The sequence below is a fragment of the Paenibacillus sp. J45TS6 genome (assembly GCF_018403285.1).
GTDB lineage: Bacteria > Bacillota > Bacilli > Paenibacillales > Paenibacillaceae > Paenibacillus.
The window spans coordinates 23,260-39,178 of the sequence record NZ_BOSJ01000023.1 but is presented as its reverse complement, the minus strand read 5'-3'; the positions used below and the strand labels follow the sequence as shown (position 1 = coordinate 39,178).

Annotated in this window: 16 protein-coding genes; 4 read left to right on the top strand and 12 right to left on the bottom strand. The window is 43.0% G+C overall.

The genetic code is table 11. The annotated features are described in order from the left end of the window. Nucleotides 1–49: 49 nt before the first annotated feature. The 6 genes from KJS58_RS22315 to KJS58_RS22290 all read right to left on the bottom strand — a co-directional run bounded on the left by KJS58_RS22315 (nt 50) and on the right by KJS58_RS22290 (nt 5,830). Entirely contained in the window at nt 50–409 is a 360-nt protein-coding gene (locus KJS58_RS22315; protein ID WP_213535657.1) for a 4Fe-4S dicluster domain-containing protein, read from the bottom strand. After that, on the bottom strand, nt 406–2,022 hold the full coding sequence (locus KJS58_RS22310; protein ID WP_213535656.1) for an FAD-dependent oxidoreductase: 1,617 nt from the start codon (nt 2,020–2,022) through the stop codon (nt 406–408). Before KJS58_RS22310 ends, KJS58_RS22315 begins: the two co-directional genes overlap by 4 nt. Nucleotides 2,023–2,072: 50 nt before the next feature. After that, nucleotides 2,073–3,128: an ABC transporter substrate-binding protein gene (locus KJS58_RS22305; protein WP_213535655.1), complete on the bottom strand. Its 1,056-nt coding sequence runs from the start codon at nt 3,126–3,128 to the stop codon at nt 2,073–2,075. A 102-nt stretch (nt 3,129–3,230) separates the two neighbouring features. Continuing rightward, nucleotides 3,231–4,115, bottom strand: a complete 885-nt coding sequence (locus KJS58_RS22300; protein WP_213535653.1) for an ABC transporter permease — start codon at nt 4,113–4,115, stop codon at nt 3,231–3,233. Nucleotides 4,116–4,138: 23 nt separating this feature from the next. Further along, complete coding sequence (locus KJS58_RS22295; RefSeq protein WP_374705846.1) at nt 4,139–4,939, bottom strand: ABC transporter permease; 801 nt, start codon at nt 4,937–4,939, stop codon at nt 4,139–4,141. 300 nt (nt 4,940–5,239) lie between these two features. Continuing rightward, nucleotides 5,240–5,830, bottom strand: a complete 591-nt coding sequence (locus KJS58_RS22290; RefSeq protein WP_213535651.1) for a DJ-1/PfpI family protein — start codon at nt 5,828–5,830, stop codon at nt 5,240–5,242. A 130-nt stretch (nt 5,831–5,960) separates the two neighbouring features. Between KJS58_RS22290 and KJS58_RS22285 the strand changes: the two genes are divergently transcribed. The 3 genes from KJS58_RS22285 to KJS58_RS22275 all read left to right on the top strand — a co-directional run bounded on the left by KJS58_RS22285 (nt 5,961) and on the right by KJS58_RS22275 (nt 8,288). Then, nucleotides 5,961–6,851 (top strand): NAD(P)-dependent oxidoreductase, encoded by an 891-nt coding sequence (locus tag KJS58_RS22285; protein WP_213535650.1) that lies wholly within the window; start codon nt 5,961–5,963, stop codon nt 6,849–6,851. Between the two features lie 169 nt (nt 6,852–7,020). Next, nucleotides 7,021–7,647 (top strand): uridine kinase, encoded by a 627-nt coding sequence (gene udk / locus KJS58_RS22280; protein ID WP_213535648.1) that lies wholly within the window; start codon nt 7,021–7,023, stop codon nt 7,645–7,647. Nucleotides 7,648–7,823: 176 nt separating this feature from the next. Next, nucleotides 7,824–8,288 (top strand): hypothetical protein, encoded by a 465-nt coding sequence (locus KJS58_RS22275; RefSeq protein ID WP_213535647.1) that lies wholly within the window; start codon nt 7,824–7,826, stop codon nt 8,286–8,288. A gap of 95 nt (nt 8,289–8,383) precedes the next feature. On the opposite strand, the gene KJS58_RS22270 is transcribed toward KJS58_RS22275, so the two are convergent. From KJS58_RS22270 to KJS58_RS22260, 3 genes are all read right to left on the bottom strand, one after another. After that, a complete protein-coding gene (locus KJS58_RS22270) occupies nt 8,384–9,640 on the bottom strand; it encodes an L-lactate MFS transporter (protein ID WP_213535645.1) in 1,257 nt (418 codons plus the stop codon). A gap of 129 nt (nt 9,641–9,769) precedes the next feature. Next, nucleotides 9,770–10,498, bottom strand: coding sequence for a LytR/AlgR family response regulator transcription factor (locus tag KJS58_RS22265; RefSeq protein ID WP_213535644.1), 729 nt, complete (start codon nt 10,496–10,498; stop codon nt 9,770–9,772). Continuing rightward, nucleotides 10,499–12,163, bottom strand: coding sequence for a sensor histidine kinase (locus KJS58_RS22260; protein ID WP_213535643.1), 1,665 nt, complete (start codon nt 12,161–12,163; stop codon nt 10,499–10,501). It abuts the gene before it with no gap. A gap of 214 nt (nt 12,164–12,377) precedes the next feature. Here KJS58_RS22260 and KJS58_RS22255 point away from each other — a divergent pair, with 214 nt between their 5' ends. Beyond that, nucleotides 12,378–12,629, top strand: a complete 252-nt coding sequence (locus KJS58_RS22255; protein ID WP_191804307.1) for a GlsB/YeaQ/YmgE family stress response membrane protein — start codon at nt 12,378–12,380, stop codon at nt 12,627–12,629. 180 nt (nt 12,630–12,809) lie between these two features. Here the strand turns inward: KJS58_RS22255 and KJS58_RS22250 are convergent, their stop codons facing one another. From KJS58_RS22250 to KJS58_RS22240, 3 genes are all read right to left on the bottom strand, one after another. Then, nucleotides 12,810–13,535: an ABC transporter permease gene (locus tag KJS58_RS22250; protein ID WP_213535642.1), complete on the bottom strand. Its 726-nt coding sequence runs from the start codon at nt 13,533–13,535 to the stop codon at nt 12,810–12,812. Continuing rightward, the gene (locus KJS58_RS22245) at nt 13,532–14,380 is read right to left on the bottom strand and encodes an ABC transporter ATP-binding protein (RefSeq protein WP_213535641.1); all 849 of its coding nucleotides are present in this window, start codon (nt 14,378–14,380) and stop codon (nt 13,532–13,534) included. Before KJS58_RS22245 ends, KJS58_RS22250 begins: the two co-directional genes overlap by 4 nt. Nucleotides 14,381–14,540: 160 nt before the next feature. Further along, the gene (locus tag KJS58_RS22240) at nt 14,541–15,704 is read right to left on the bottom strand and encodes a LytTR family transcriptional regulator DNA-binding domain-containing protein (protein ID WP_213535640.1); all 1,164 of its coding nucleotides are present in this window, start codon (nt 15,702–15,704) and stop codon (nt 14,541–14,543) included. Nucleotides 15,705–15,919 lie beyond the last annotated feature (215 nt).

Here is a 15,919-nt window from a genome sequence, read left to right as displayed (position 1 = left end):
ACCAACTCCTTAGATTAGGTAAGATGATATAAAATGATTTCTGTTATTATTATTGTTTTGTTCCGGGTAGGATGCGATATTTCTCCGTAAAAACTTCAAAAAAAGGAGTCGTGTCCCTTTCCGCCATTGTAGAAAGAGCACCTTTGTTCCAGCCAATCTCCGATCTCCAGCTACCCAAGAGTCCTGAACTGCGAAGCTCCTCCTCATCTACCGCTACCGACATTTCCGCTTGAGGTGCCACATACAATGCATCTGCGGGACAGTAGGCTTCACATATAAAACAGGTCTGGCAATCTTCCTGTCTTGTAATATAAGCAAGCGAATCGTTCATTTCAAATACATTCGTTGGGCATACCTTAACGCACATTTTGCAGCCTATGCAGCGATCTGCACTCACAAGTTCTATCACGAGCTCTGCCACTCCTTTGCGGGCAACATTTCATGAGCATGAGGAGCATGCTCCACACTTTGGCGGATATCGTCAATGCCAGATAAAATGATGCGGTGGGTTTGAAGCGGGTCCATTTCGGGGTATTCTTTCAGCGCTTGGAGTCCTCTTGTTTCTTTGCGGACGAGCGCGGCAGTATACATCCATCTCGCAGCTGCTAGCATGCCAGCCGACTCTCTTGATTTCACTCTTTCTTGAACCGTGGAAGTCGTTAGACTGTTGAGTGAAGGGAAAAGGGAATGTAATCGATCTAGCGATTCCCTAATGACGGGTTCGCTTCGGAAGAAGTTAATTTCAAGCGGCAAAACTTCTTTTTGTATAGATGAGATCATTTGCTTTATGGACAGTTCACTTTTCTGTTCACTCTGTGTACTTGTTAGTCCGTATCTGCCAGCAGGAAGTAGGGAGCGGGTGTCTGCTTTTCTAGAATTCGCAAGGGCATACGCGGCCGCTCCTTTACCTGCCCATGTTCCGCTGCATATGGCCCATGATGCGTTATATGATCCGCCTCCGGAAACAGCACCCATCACTTTTTCACGAGAAGCTGCATCTCCTACTGCATATAATCCAGGAACCGCCGTATCGCAATTACTGGTTGTTAGACGAATTCCTCCTGTGCCTCTCATGGTCCCTTCATAACGCAGTGTCAAAGGAAACTTATCACGAAACGGATCAATGCCAGCTCGTTCCAAAGGCATAAAGAAAATCGGATGTGCACTACGTAAGAACTGACGTTTCTCTTCCGTATCAGCTAGATCTAGCGAAGCATATACCGGACCTTCAAGAAGCAGCTTTTGCATACTGCCAGGAGTTCGTTCACCCGATCGAATACGCTCACCATTCTTATCATACAGACTAGACCAAGCAAGCATTCGCCCTCTCGTTACACTTCCGTCAGCAAAGCTTGGGGCATATTGTCTGCTAAATTCCATCCCAGATAGGTCTGCACCCGTCTCGGCTGCCATTAATAACCCTTCACCAGTCAGCACATTGCAGCCAAGTCCTTTACTAAGAAACGTACACCCACCTGTCGCAATAATGACAGCATTAGCTCGAACTTCGTAGTCAGCACCGGTTATTCGGTTAACCCCCCTTGCTCCTCCGACACCATGTTCATCGACGAGTAACTCCAGGGCAGGGGATTGATCCAGAATCGTAACCCCAGCTTTACGGACCACTTTTCTCATAAGTTTCATATATTCAGGTCCATGCAAATGAGTTCGAAGTGTCGTTCCATCTAAATCTTTCGGGAAAGGGTACCCCCATTCTTCGATTAGCGCAAGATTCTGTTCTATTTGCTCAAGTAAGCGATGAATCCATTCCGCCTCAGATAAATAACCCCCATCCTTCAGCCGAGTTTGTACTGCCTTTTCTCTAAGTTCAGGTACGGCTGGTATAACAAGAAGCGTTGTTCCTCCTGGAGCCGTCGCCCCACTCGAACCGAGATAACCTTTGTCAGCCAGAACGACCTTTGCTCCCTGAGAGGCCGCACTCCACGCAGCCCAGGCACCCGCTGGACCTCCACCTAATACAAGTACATCTGCGGTCAACTTCACATCTTGGCGATTCGACATCTTCGTTCCCCTCCTTTCCTTTCGCTTATAGAGTGATTCTTTGTCTTTCCTTATCTGAGTACCCAATCGTTAATTTCAAAATTCTTTTTCGCCAGTTTCTCATCAACGAGGAAGTCTTTTGTTCCTTCCAACAGTTCCAGCCCTTCCTCTGTAAACGGTTCTTCCTTAATCGCACTTATTGGATTCGTCTGCTTCACGATCTCCACGGATTGACCTTGCAACTGAGCTATGAACTCGTAGTATTCTTCTTCATGCTGCTTCAGGTCAGCCAGCGCCTTTTTACGGGCATCATTCCATACTTTTGGAAAATCAGAGAAAGAAGCAAGATACTCATCCGAGGCTACTGTCGTTCCGCTTCCTTTCAAATGTGGATGTTTTGTGGCATCATCGAGATGAGTAAATCCTTCCTCGATCTGTTCTAAAGCTCCCTGAGTAGTATTGTTCGTCATTGCATCTACATCGCCCCTTGCAAGTGCTGCCTTCGCATCGGGAATCCGCATATGCACGAGTTTATAATCCGTTATACCAGCATCTTTCAGTAATCCAACCACATATCGATGCATAAAAGAGCCTTTTTGAATGGCAATCGTTTTCCCCTTCAGCTCCGATAGAGTCTTTGGTCCATCCTTTTTTCCTAATAGATAGCCGATAGAATTAGTTGATCCCTGTGTAATAAGCCGGATTTTAGCTCCGGATGCATATGCAATAATGGAAGGTGTATCTCCCATGCTCCCAAGATCAAGACGACCACTGATAAGAGACTCTGTTAAATCGGGTCCGTTAGGAAAACCCGTCCATTTCACTTCAGTAATACCGTGTTTCTTTAGCTCCTCCTGGATAATCCCCTTATAGAGCCCCCAACCTTCAGGTCCCCCAGGTAAATTAAGATCATTCGTCCCAATAAACCCGTAGTTCAGCACTGGTTTTACGTTCCCCTTGGCTTCTGTAGCGTTAGCTTTCGTAGTTGTTGTCTGAGCACCTGTACTTTCTCCTCCTGCATTACTGCAAGCTTGGAGTAATAATAAACTTAGGAACAATCCCGCTATAAATAACCTTTGGGATAGCAAATTGCTTCGTTTCCTCGGTTTTTCCAGGTTAATTGACATGTCTAATGGCTCCTCTTCATTTCGATTAGCGTAAGCTATTACATGTAAACAACGATTACATTATCGATGCTTTTCTTCATTATTTTCCTTTGTATCTTAGTATCAGCCCTGATAACTATCCCGATAATGAAGTAGTTTTTTTTCTAAAATCCGCATCATAGTGTCAATCAGCTTACCTACTACAGCAAAAATGATAATGCCTACAAAAATAACCTCTGTGTCCGAATTCTGCTTGGCCTGATTAATAAGGAAGCCTACCCCTGACTGCGATCCAATCAGCTCGGCTACGACAAGTCCAATCCAGGAGACAGCCAGCGACAAACGGATCCCAAGTAAAATGCTCGGTAAGGCTGCAGGAAGAATGAGTCTCATCAGTTTTCGCTTCAAGCTGAATTCAAGCACCTCTCCTACTTCATAAAGTTTGTTATCAACATTTCGGATTCCCGTATAGGTATGGATATAGAGTGGGAAAAAAGCTCCGCTTGTAATGATGACTACTTTGGATACCTCTCCAAATCCGAACCAAAGAATAATGAGCGGGGCAATTGCAAGATGCGGAACAAGCCGCAGGACTTGGATACTTGGATCCATAAGATATGATGCTATTCGCGAGAAACCTGTGAACGTGCCAAGCGCTAATCCTAGAAAAGACCCCGCAAGAAACCCAATAAACGCACGATACATACTGATACCTAAATGATGAAAGAGTTCTCCTGTAGCGATAAGACGAAAAAATTCCTCTGCAATGGAGAGCGGAGTCGGTAAAAAAAGAGCAGAGATATAACCCTCACCCGCTGCATATTGCCATATCGCAATGATCAACAGCGGAATTAGCATCGCCGCGGCTAGATCAGCTCCTTTTTTTCCCTTCCGCTTCCGGATATTCCTCGGTCGATACTCATTGTGATGGTTTGCTGTGACTGTGTCTTGAATCTTACTTGGCCTATTCGCTTTATGCTGCAATATCGAATCTGCTCGCTCGTTCATCTCAATCCTCCCTTTCTATTTTTTCAGCCACCGTATGTATCTTTCCAGCGCAGCATACGAGCCTCAACCAGTCTTACGAGTCCGTCTGTAGCCAAACCTGCACAAGCGAAAATAATGATGCCGACAAAAACAACCGGGGTGTCAGCAAATTGCCTGGCGTCAGACATCATATATCCAATCCCTGATGTAGAAGCAATCAGTTCGGCTACGACTAGTCCAAGCCAGGAAAGGCCAATCGATAACCTTATACCGAGCAAAATGTTTGGCAGGGCACCTGGAATCACAAGTCTTACGATTTGCTTCCATTTGTTGAACCCAAGAACCTTGGCTACCTCAAATAATTTATTATCTCCCCCGCGGATTCCCATGAAAGTATTGATATAGAGGGGAAAGAAAGCACTTTTTGCGATAAGTAATACCTTTGATTCTTCTCCGATTCCAAACCAGAGGATAAAAAGAGGTACAACAGCAAGGCTTGGAATCATTCTTATCATCTGAATTGATGGATCAAGAAACTTTTCTGATGTTTTGAAAAGACCTACCAAAAGTCCGAAAATAAAGCCCAAACTTCCGCCAAGCAGAAAACCAGCGAACGCTCGTATGATACTCACTTTAAAATGTCCCCATAAATCCCCAGACAAGGTTAACTGGATCAGTGCTTTTCCAATGGCAATCGGGGTTGGAAATAATAATTCAGAGATCACACCGTAAAATCCAAGAAGCTGCCATACCCCAAGCACGGATACAGGAATAATAAGACCAAGTCCCAAGAGACTCCAATTTCCTGGACTCTGCTTTGAAGTCGTCACTGTAATACTGCTCAATTTGATTTCCCCTCTCCAACCTAAAATAGCGAAAATATCTTGCCACCTTATGCAGGTAGCAGGATATCTCCGCAGGTACGGTCGATATGTTATGACATCTGTATGATGATACAAAAAGAGGTATCGCAGCGCGGTTGTACGCGTGCAATACCTCTGTATGAACAGTCGGTTTATGAATTTCATATTAATCCAATGGGTATTAAGTAAATTAAAAATATCACCTTTCCCATTCCTTGTCAATGAAAATCGGGTCGGTTATTTCACATCTCATCAGGCAACAATTTTGCTATACCTCTGCGGCTATGAAACAAAGCCCATCAGCCGTTTCACTTCATTTGTGTTCGCCTTGGAAGTGAGCTTCTCCAATAGAAGGAACGCTACATCAAACCCCATTGATGGACTATATGAAGTGATCAGATTACCGTCGATAACAATCGGCTGGTCAGGAATGACCTTAGCACCCATCTCAGCAAGCTGGGCCTGTCTTTTTCCATTACTCAGATTGTATGTCGTGGCGTTTCTTCCTTCGAGAACTCCGCTTTTTCCAAGGATCAGCGCTGCTAAACAGATCGTCGCAATGATCTTTCCTTGACGATTAAATTCACGTACCAGTTCAAGCACATCTTCCCTGAAAGCATCCTCAAAATAACCCGCTTCTTCAAATCCGCCAGGTATTGCTAATACATCGAAATCATTTGCACTAACATTGTTAATTAGCAGTTCCGGTGTCACCTTGAAATTCCACGTACACTCTAGTGTATCTCTCGTTCCTACAGTTACGAGCTCCGTAGTTCCATCCCCCTCCAGCTGATTCCAACCAAGTACATCGGTAAATACACTGGCTTCTATTGCTTCAAATCCATTAGGCAACAACAAACAAATCCGTTTCATAAGTATCGTCTCCCTTTCTGCTTTTCTCAATCTGCAGGCTATGCTCATAGAACCTTAGTAAAAAAAGGGATATAATACGAAAAATAAAGGATAGATCAAATCAAAACCAATTCACCCAGGAGGTAAATAAATGATCGTATCACCAGAGCAAACAACTGTAGGATTTATCGGTACTGGCGTAATGGGCAAAAGTATGGCAGGGCATCTGCAAAAAGCCGGCTATGCTCTTCATGTCTACACAAGAACTGCCGCCAAAGCAGAAGAATTGATCAAGCAAGGTGCAACTTGGCATGAGTCACCGGCAAGCCTTGCTGCAGCATGCGGTGTGATCATTACTATGGTAGGGTACCCCAAAGACGTGGAAGAAATCTATCTTGGAGAAGATGGAATCATAGCAAACGCTTCTTCCGGAGCTTACCTGATTGATATGACGACATCTAGTCCACAGCTGGCTGCACGGATCCACGAGAAAGCTTTGAAATCGGGATTGCACGCTCTTGATGCGCCTGTATCGGGCGGAGATACAGGTGCAAAGAATGCCACACTATCCATCATGGTCGGCGGAGAGAAAGCAGATTACGAAGCAGTTAGACCCATCTTTGAACTGATGGGTAAAAATATTGTACTCCAAGGAACTGCAGGAGCTGGTCAACATACAAAAATGTGCAACCAGATCGCGATTGCTTCCAATATGATGGGTGTCTGCGAAGCACTAGCGTATGCAAAAACTTCAGGGCTGGATCCTGTAAACGTATTGAAGAGCATTGAGACAGGCGCAGCAGGAAGCTGGTCGCTCAGTAACCTGGGTCCGCGAATGATTGCAGGTGATTATGAGCCTGGATTTTTCGTCAAACATTTTATTAAAGATATGGGTATTGCTCTATCTTCGGCAGAAGAGATGGGACTGCAAACACCTGGACTTGCCCTGGCCAAGTCTTTGTATGAAGAGTTATCAGAACTTGGATACGATGATAAAGGAACGCAAATCCTATATCAGTACTATATGAAATTCAGCAACTAAATCTATCTTTGTATCAGGGACATAATTCCGATATCTTCGGGCAAAGATATAAGGGCATAAGAACTGCCTAATCTTCCCTTTATGCGCCTTGTAGATGAAAAAAAGGACCTTCTATGCTACAATACTGAAATTGCTCTGGCAATTATTCTAGGGAGGTTTATGGTATCGCATGCTGATTATTGGTATTGCCGGGGGAACCGGTTCAGGTAAAACAACAGTAGCTCGTTCCGTTATTGAACGTCTAGGTTCGAGTAAAGTGACTTTTATATCTCAGGACAACTACTATAAAGATCAGGCTCATCTTAGTCTGGCTGAGCGTGAGCTCACCAACTATGACCATCCGTTTGCGTTTGATAATGAGCTGTTAATTCAGCATTTGAATGCTCTTAGAAACGGACAAACTGCCTTTGCTCCTGTTTATGATTTTACAATACATGCACGTTCTGCATCAGAGACAGTCCAGCTAGAACCAAACAATATCATCATTATCGAAGGATTACATGTTCTTTCAGATGAAAACCTTCGCGCGATGCTGGACATTAAGGTATTCGTGGACTCTGATCCCGATGTACGGATTCTGCGCCGTGTTGTGCGTGATATTGAGGAGCGTGGACGGACAATCCAGTCCATTCATCAGCAGTACCTCGCAACGGTAAAACCGATGCATGAAGCATTTATCGAGCCTTCTAAAAAGTATGCTGACATTATTATCCCTGAGGGTGGATATAACCAAGTAGGCATTCAGCTTCTAACTGTCCTTACAGAAAAATATCTTTCTGGCGAAAAAAATTGGTAACAGCCCCATTCATCAAAAGGGTTTGTGTAAAACAAAATAAAAAGGAGAGATTTCTTGCCTGAAAAGGCTGAGAAGTCTCTCCTTTTTATTTTATAATGCAACCTCCTGCCCATTCCTGTTGTTTATAAGTTAAGTATAGAAGTAAATATAAGCGACAAGTAAGGGTGGGAATTACTATGAGAATGAGTGCCTCAGAACGATGGGCTTTGTATCCTATGCATCTCATGTTTATGTTTATGATCCATTTCTGCTTTGGAGGGATGAATCTTCTCTGGTCCATTACCTACGGGAAGGACAGTACTGGAATTTATGTCTTTTCTGCGCTCTTCTTGTTTACCTGGCTGCTTTATTCTATGTCGATGAGAAGACGCCAGGTAGATTTCATGATTCTAACTTCCATCTACTGGCTTGGCGGACTGGCATTCTTTCTGTTTTTTTACACATATAATCAAGACTCCAGTATCACTTTCATTCTGTTATTCCCCTTCTATGGCAGTCTTCTTGGATTTAGCCAGTTCTTTATAAATACAACTTATGAAACCACCGGACTGATCAGCTCTCATCTACTTTGTTATGCAATGATCCTGCTCTTCACCCTGATAGCAGGGAGGCATTCCAAGCGGCTTAACAAGACCATGTAATCCTTCTGTGACAGCACTAAAAATTGTAAAAAAAACAAATAAACATCCCCCGATGTTAACAATGCTGGGGGATGTTTATTTGTTCTCATAGGCCTTTAAGCTGTACGTTTGTAAGCTTTGAATGCTGCCTCTTTCTCTGCTTTTTTGCTAAGTGGAGGATTCATCGTCATAGCAATCAGGACCGAGATTACACATAGTCCGCCAATAACGATAAAGGTTAACTTAAATCCGCCCATCATGGCAGCGATAAACGAACCGGACAGTGCACCAATACCGAAACCTTGATAGATAATGCCATAGTTTTTGGTTTGATTTTTCAGTCCAAAAAAGTCGCTCACTATCGCTGGAAATACGGTAATATTACCTCCAAAACAGAATGCAATCGCTGCTACACAAGCGAAGAACAGTCCAAAGTTTAATGGAACTACGCTAAGTACGACCGCGGATGCTGCCGTTACAGCCAGTGTGCAGCCCACAAGTTTTAAGCGGCTGACTTTATCAGACAACGCCCCGAGAATAAGTCGTCCTGCTGTATTAAAGATAGCAACAAGAGCTACAGCATTAGCCGCCGTCGCTGCATCAAGATGGGCTAGCTGAACACCGATATCTTTTACAATACCGATTAAATACAATCCACTCATACAAGCGGTGAAGAAGATAACAAACAACAGATATGCTTGTTTCGTGCGAAGCATCTCTCCTACCGTATAATTCACCTGCACAGGAACTGCTGCATTCGAGGTAGTTGTCTGCGTTTTTGAGCCAGCTTTAGCTTCTTCCGATTCTACCGTTGCTTCTCTTACAAGCAGCGAACCTACCAAAATCATAGCCATGACAATGAGTCCCCAATACAAGAATGCTTGAGAAACACCAACGGAATGAATCAAACCACCATTAACATATTTAAAGATAAGACTTCCTGTACCATATGCCCCAACGGAGATACCAGAGATAAGGCCTTTTCGATCAGGGAACCATTTCATAAGATTTGATAAAGAAGTTATATATGCTGTACCATCGGCGAATCCGACAATAACACCAGCTAGAATATACAGAGAAGCCAGTGAACTTGCTTGCGAACTAAGGATTAACCCAATGCCAAGTAGAATACCAGCAGCAGCTGTCAATTTACGAAGGCCGATTTTCTCTTGTATTTTCCCTGCAAAAAGAGTTGAAAAGGCGAGCGCAAAGCTGGTTATTGAAAATGTAATGGAGACGGAACTAAGATCCCATCCAAATTTGTCAACAAGCGGTGAATTAAATAAACTCCATGTATAGATGGTTCCAAGACCCATCTGCATAATAACTGTACCAAGAACAATAAGAAGGCGATTTACAGGTTTTCTATTCATGTTGCTTTCCTTCTTTCTTTTGTCTAATGTAAGTGTACGTGAGCTCTTAACACACTCTTATTGTAGCGCTTACATTTAAGGAAGAGCGAAAACAGGAATGAAATAACCTGAATTCGGAATGAAATGCCTCTATAGTCGCATAAGTTGCCTGAACTCTTTAGCTTTACTGCGGCTGACGGGGATTTCAGCATCAATATCACTTAATCGAAGTAAATATGTATTATTAAACCATGGGACAATCTCCTTAATTTTCTCTGTGTTCACAAGATAAGAACGATGACAGCGGAAAAAGACCTCTTTAGGAAGGCGCTCATAAAATTCGCTGATACTGAGCTGCATAATGTATTTCTCGTTCTTCGTCACTACCTCTGTTGTCTTCTCCTGGGCAACGGCATAATAAATATCGTCTGCATCAACAACGATTATTTTTTCATTCTTATATAGATTCACCTTTGTAATTGAAGGCAAATGTTGCTCCTGGATCGCTCTGCGCTGCCCTATATATGCCGTCTCCAGTTTTGCCAGCATAGATGTAATGCGGGACTCACTGTAGGGTTTTAGAATATAGTCAAAGGCCTCTACCTCAAATGCCTCCACAGCGTGTTCCTTATATGCGGTAATAAACACAATATAAGGCTTAACAGAAAATTTGCTGATATTATGGGCAAGTAATACCCCGTCAATAGAAGGAATATTGATATCTAAGAACAGGACGTCAACCTCTTGACTCTGCAAAAATTTCAGAGCATCCAGACCATCTTCAAACTCGGCCTCTACCTTGATCTTGCTATGTGTTTCTATTAAATAACGCAGCTCTTGCCTCGCTAACACTTCATCTTCCACGATGATTGCTCTCATTTACTGAACACCTCTTTTTGTCACATCAAAATCAATGCTTGTCCCCTGCTCCAACTGGCGGATACGAAGACCTTCTCCATAGATCAGCTTCACGCGCTGATGAACATTATATAGTCCAATTTTGTTATCAGGCATATTGTCACTGTACACTTTTCGGATAATCTCCGGCGCTATTCCCGCTCCTGTGTCCGTGATGCTAATCCTTACGTTTTCTCCGAGATCCTTGACCGAGATCGTCACTTTACCCGGCCCCTTAACCTTCAGAATACCATGGATTATTGCGTTCTCAACAAGCGGCTGAATAATAAGGCTCGGGATGCACAATTCTACTTCGTCAATATCATATTCCACTTCAAGCCGATTGCCGAATCTAGCTTTCTCAATCTCTACGTAATGGTTTACTTGCTGGAGTTCTTTGCGAATATCAATCATCTCATCACTAAGCTCCAGGTTAAAACGCATATAACCAGACAGGTTTACAATCAATTCTCTCGCTTTATCAGGATCAGTCCGAATAGAAGAAGCGATGGCATTGAGCGCATTAAATAAAAAATGAGGATTAATCTTCGTCTGTAGTGCCTTCAGCTCTGCTTTATTTGCCATTGCTTTAATTCCCTCTACTCTCGACACTTCCATGAGTGTAGAGATCATCTGCGACAATCCTACTGCCAGCGCTTGTAGGGAATCTGTAATTTTATGTGCCTTCGCATAATAAATCTTGAGGGCTCCGGTTACTTCTCCCTTTTCTTTCAGCGGAATAATAATCAGGGATTTAATAAAAGGGTTCGTATGCTCTGCATCATTGTTACGAATCATGATTTCCCCGCTTTTCAGCGTGTTTTTCGTTTCCTCGCTAATAATGGCATGTTGCTCCTTATAGTACTCCTCACCCACGCCAATATAAGCCAGAATCTGCTTCGTATCGGTGATCGACACAGCATCTGCGCCAATCTCATCCTTGATTATATGGCAAATGGTATGAAGCGAATCCGGAGTGATGCTTCGAAAATAAGGCAGTGTTTTGTTCGCAATATCGAGGGACAGTTTAGCCTGCTTGGCGGCGACTAGTTCCTTCTCCCCTTCAACACTCTGTACGAGCATGACAATAAGACCCACGCTGACTTGGCTGATAATCATGGGAAGGCCAATTCGAGAAACGATAACCACACCAAGCGAAGCAGGCTCAGCCAATATAATAATTAAAATCATCGTTAACGCTTCACATGCCATACCGGCGATGATACCAATCTTCCATCTGCGTTCCCGGGATGTAATTCGGTATATTTGTCCCGACACTAATCCGGCTGTAATACTCGTAATCAGGCAAGGCAAGGAAGTAACACCCCCGATATCAATCAAAAAACGATGAATTCCAGAGATAATCCCTGTTGCAAGACCGACCCAAGGGCCAAATAGGATCCCGCCCGATAAGATGGCAATGATTCGCACATTCACAAGCGAACCTTCTACATTAATGCCGCTGTAGGTACCAAATAAGGCAAACCCGCTGAAAATGATGGTTGCTAGAATAAGTTCATATCCTGTTTTTTCCCTTTGCTCAAAAAAAGCTTTAAATCCCGGTATTCGTGTCAGCACAAATAAACACATCAGCAAAAGAGCTGCGCGTTCTAACAGCTGAAGCAACATTAACAAAGACTCCTGCATGACGTTCCATCACTCTCCAAATACAATATAGCAATCCGTTCCATACCCTCACATTTTGTTATTGTACCACAGAAAAACGATCATTTAATGCCATTGAACCCTTACTAAGACACCGCCCAAAATTTAAAATATTTCTCTGTTTATGATTAGAACTTCGATTATGCGGTTATAAAATCAACAGCAAACGAAAAACAATTGAAAGGTGATGTTAAATATGGGTTGGTTATGGGCATTAATTATTGGTGGTATTATTGGTTGGTTAGCAGGTCTAATCGTCGGCAAGGATATTCCATTCGGTATTGTTGGTAATATTATCGCTGGTTTCGTAGGGGCTTGGCTTGGTGGTCTTCTACTCGGAGAATGGGGACCTGAAACAGGTGGATTTTATATCTTCCCTGCACTGATTGGTGCGATCGTTCTCGTTGCTATTCTTAGTCTTATTCTTCGTAAGACAAGAAGAGCATAAGGAGAAACATCGTAAGATCTTTATTCATTAGAATACTGATATTATAATTAACGATAATACCAGAGAGAGTTCAGACTCTCTAAACAAACCCGAAGTCTCTAGGAGACCTCGGGTTTGTTTTTTTGGGTAACGAATATAATACTTCCTTGTTTTAAGAAGATGCTGTATGGCTACCCAGATCTAGTTATCGAAACGTCTGCGTCTATAAATGGCGGCGGCGGCGACAATAGAAGCAATCATCCAAAGGATCGAAATTATCAGGTCTCCACCTATTCCTTGAAAGCCTTGGCCCGTCGCCACACTGTTCATCATATCCATAAACTTCTGTGTAGGGAGTATACTTACTACTTGTATTAATAGCTCATTATCTAACATGGGAGCAAACATAGGTGCCATGACAAAGATAAGCAGCACAGGTAAACCAATAATAGAAGATTCTTGTACCGTGCGAGAAAGCAACCCGATCATAAGGCCGATGGCCATAAACATAATAAGATTAATGAGTATAAACAGTCCAAGAATACCTGCAGGCACACCTGGGACTTCACTCGCCATAATCGAGAACAAAATGGAAACCACTGTAAGCACTGCTGTCAAAAGGCTTTTTCCAAGCAATATTTCAAGTGTACTGGCCGGAGACAACATAAGCGCCCGCAAGGTATGCTTTTCTTTTTCCTCGGCAATCATCATCGCAAGTACGAAAGAACCCGTCATAGATAATGCCATAAGGATCGGGAAACTTACCATGAGGATATCTTCACTAACCGTACGGTCTGTGCCCATGCGTGCAAATAAGAAGGCAAATACGATCGGAAAAGCGGTCATCGTTAATACCTGTGGATTTCGAATACTATCTTTCCATTCCTTTTGAACAATCGCTTGAAATCTCTTCATCGAGAATGTCATTGTAGTTCCCTCCCAGTCATTTGCACAAAAATATCACCTAACGTCGGTTCATTGGAATGAATCGATAATAGTTTACCCGCTTGCATCCAACCTGCGATCCGTCCGGCAGACTCTTCATTTTGCTGAAGTATCATTCGGCCCTCTTCTTTCACGGTTACGGTTAAGGAATCATCTGAATGTTGCAGGCGCAGCTCTTCGGGCGTACCCATAGCCTTAATGACACCTTCGTGAATAAATGCGACCCGACTACACAAACTCTCTGCTTCGGACATGTTATGTGTCGTAAGGAAGATCGTCGTTCCCTCCCTGTTCAGCTTGCGTAATCCTTCATGGATATGAAGGGTGTTCACCGGATCAAGTGCGGATGTCGGCTCATCCAGAAATAGCAGGTCGGGTTTATGTAACATGGCTCTTGCAAGCATAACGCGCTGCTTCATTCCTTTAGATAATTTTTTTACTAATGTCTTACGTTCACTCGCAAGATTTACTTCCTCCAGTACCTCAGCAATTCGTTTCTTCTCTACATCATATAAGCTGCAGAACATTTCCAAGTTATCCTGAATCGTAAGCCTCTCATATAGAGCACTATTATCAGTCAAAATCCCAATTCGGCGTTTATGATCGGCATCATTCGTCTTTCTAATTTCCTGCCCGAACACATTCACTGTTCCCCCCGTCGCCTGTAGCTGAGAGGTGAGTATTTTCACGGTTGTTGTTTTGCCTGATCCACTCGGTCCGAGAAACCCAAAGATTTCGCCTTTATTAATGGTAAAGTTAATATCGCTTAGCGCTCGTTTATTCCCGAATGCTTTGACCAGTCCGTTCACTTCAATGATCGTTTTCACTTGTCATCCATCCCTTTCGTTTGGCATGTCGCTTTTGATATCCTCATGTTACGAAAAACCGCGCCACACCGCATTATATAAGGGATGAAAGGAGAATAAACAGGGCTAAAACCTGCATGTAAGGACCTGAATGGAGCATCATTTTGAGCGAAGAATTGTCTTAGATGCCTAAAATCTGCTTCAACTCATCGTATTTCCCTTTAGATAATGGAATTGAACTTTTCTCTGCATCCTCCAAAATAAGACTAAAGCTGTTCCTGGTCCAAGTGATGACTTCTCTTACCTTCTGCAAATTAACGAGATAAGAACGATGACAGCGAAAAAAACCATATGGTTTAAGTTTCTCTTCAAGAACGGTAAGAGAAAACGAGCACGGGTATGTCCCTTGCAAAACATGGAGGTTTGCTACTCCCTCCTGGCTTTCAATATAATCCACTTCTGTCGGATCAAATAAAATGAGCTTGTCTCCTACCTTGGCCGGAATTTTCTCCAAGCGAACGGGTTGAACAAAAATCTCAGACTTGTCTTCATCCCTTGCCGCATTTATCTCTTCCACATAATTATCAACTGGCCGCTCTCGGTTCGCTTGGTCTATCGGCATATTATCTGTCCGAGCAGCATCGCCGTCTACTATTGCGGTAACATTCAGTCCGTCTTCAGGCGTTTCTGTCTCTGGAACTTCTGAAGAAGTGTCCAACTTTTTGAATCCAGAATGACTGTACAGATATACCTCACTTGTTACCGATATCGCCTGTTCGAGCACCATCGTTGTAATAAGTACAGACTTCCCTTCTTCAACCAATAGGGGGATTAAATTACGTAAGATATAACTGGTTTCTAGGTCCACATTTTGTTCCGGATCTTCTAGAAGCAACAACTTCGGTTCATGGACTAGTGCCTTGGCTATTAAAAGTCTTCTTTTCTCTGACAGTGATAACTTGCTGATCAACGTATTTTCCTTTTCAGAGAGCCCTAATCTCCTGAGCAGCGGATGAAGATCTGCCTTCACTTCATGAAGCATCGCATAAAAACGTAGAAACTCCCCTACTTTAAGCCGCTCATATACGCCTTCGTTCAGAAGCTGAACTCCTACGCTTTTTCTTACTATCTCTTGCGAGGCCATGTTCACATGTATTCCATCAAGAAAGATTTCACCATCAGATATAGATATTCGCCCCACAATTGTCTCCAAAAGCTGGTTCCCGAGCTCATGATTACACTGAATAGCGACACACTGTCCTTGCTTAACCTCGAAATTAATATAGGGAATAAGCACATTACTGCCCGCATTTTTTCGAACTTGCTTAACCTGTAGTAAACTCACAATGTATCTCCCCCTGGAATCTATATAAAAGGAACAATATTCTACACTTCCAGGGTTATTTTACTATAATTTGTCATTGATGTTATGGTTTTCAGCTATTTCCCGAGAAATAATGACAAGTTCTGAGATTTGGGCCTATCCACTTCACATAAAAAAGAGCCCACCAATGGTGAACTCTTACTTCTTTATGTCATAGGGTAGATCTATATATTCAA

Bases quoted from the DNA above. Each gene is read 5' to 3' on its own strand.
- KJS58_RS22290 (WP_213535651.1), bottom strand. From the start codon at position 5,830: ATGAAACGGATTTGTTTGTTGTTGCCTAATGGATTTGAAGCAATAGAA.
- KJS58_RS22265 (WP_213535644.1), bottom strand. From the start codon at position 10,498: ATGAGAGCAATCATCGTGGAAGATGAAGTGTTAGCGAGGCAAGAGCTG.
- KJS58_RS22250 (WP_213535642.1), bottom strand. From the start codon at position 13,535: ATGACATTCTCGATGAAGAGATTTCAAGCGATTGTTCAAAAGGAATGG.
- KJS58_RS22260 (WP_213535643.1), bottom strand. From the start codon at position 12,163: ATGCAGGAGTCTTTGTTAATGTTGCTTCAGCTGTTAGAACGCGCAGCT.
- KJS58_RS22275 (WP_213535647.1), top strand. From the start codon at position 7,824: ATGAGAATGAGTGCCTCAGAACGATGGGCTTTGTATCCTATGCATCTC.
- KJS58_RS22305 (WP_213535655.1), bottom strand. From the start codon at position 3,128: ATGTCAATTAACCTGGAAAAACCGAGGAAACGAAGCAATTTGCTATCC.
- KJS58_RS22255 (WP_191804307.1), top strand. From the start codon at position 12,378: ATGGGTTGGTTATGGGCATTAATTATTGGTGGTATTATTGGTTGGTTA.
- KJS58_RS22300 (WP_213535653.1), bottom strand. From the start codon at position 4,115: ATGAACGAGCGAGCAGATTCGATATTGCAGCATAAAGCGAATAGGCCA.
- KJS58_RS22270 (WP_213535645.1), bottom strand. From the start codon at position 9,640: ATGAATAGAAAACCTGTAAATCGCCTTCTTATTGTTCTTGGTACAGTT.
- KJS58_RS22285 (WP_213535650.1), top strand. From the start codon at position 5,961: ATGATCGTATCACCAGAGCAAACAACTGTAGGATTTATCGGTACTGGC.
- KJS58_RS22310 (WP_213535656.1), bottom strand. From the start codon at position 2,022: ATGTCGAATCGCCAAGATGTGAAGTTGACCGCAGATGTACTTGTATTA.
- udk (WP_213535648.1), top strand. From the start codon at position 7,021: ATGCTGATTATTGGTATTGCCGGGGGAACCGGTTCAGGTAAAACAACA.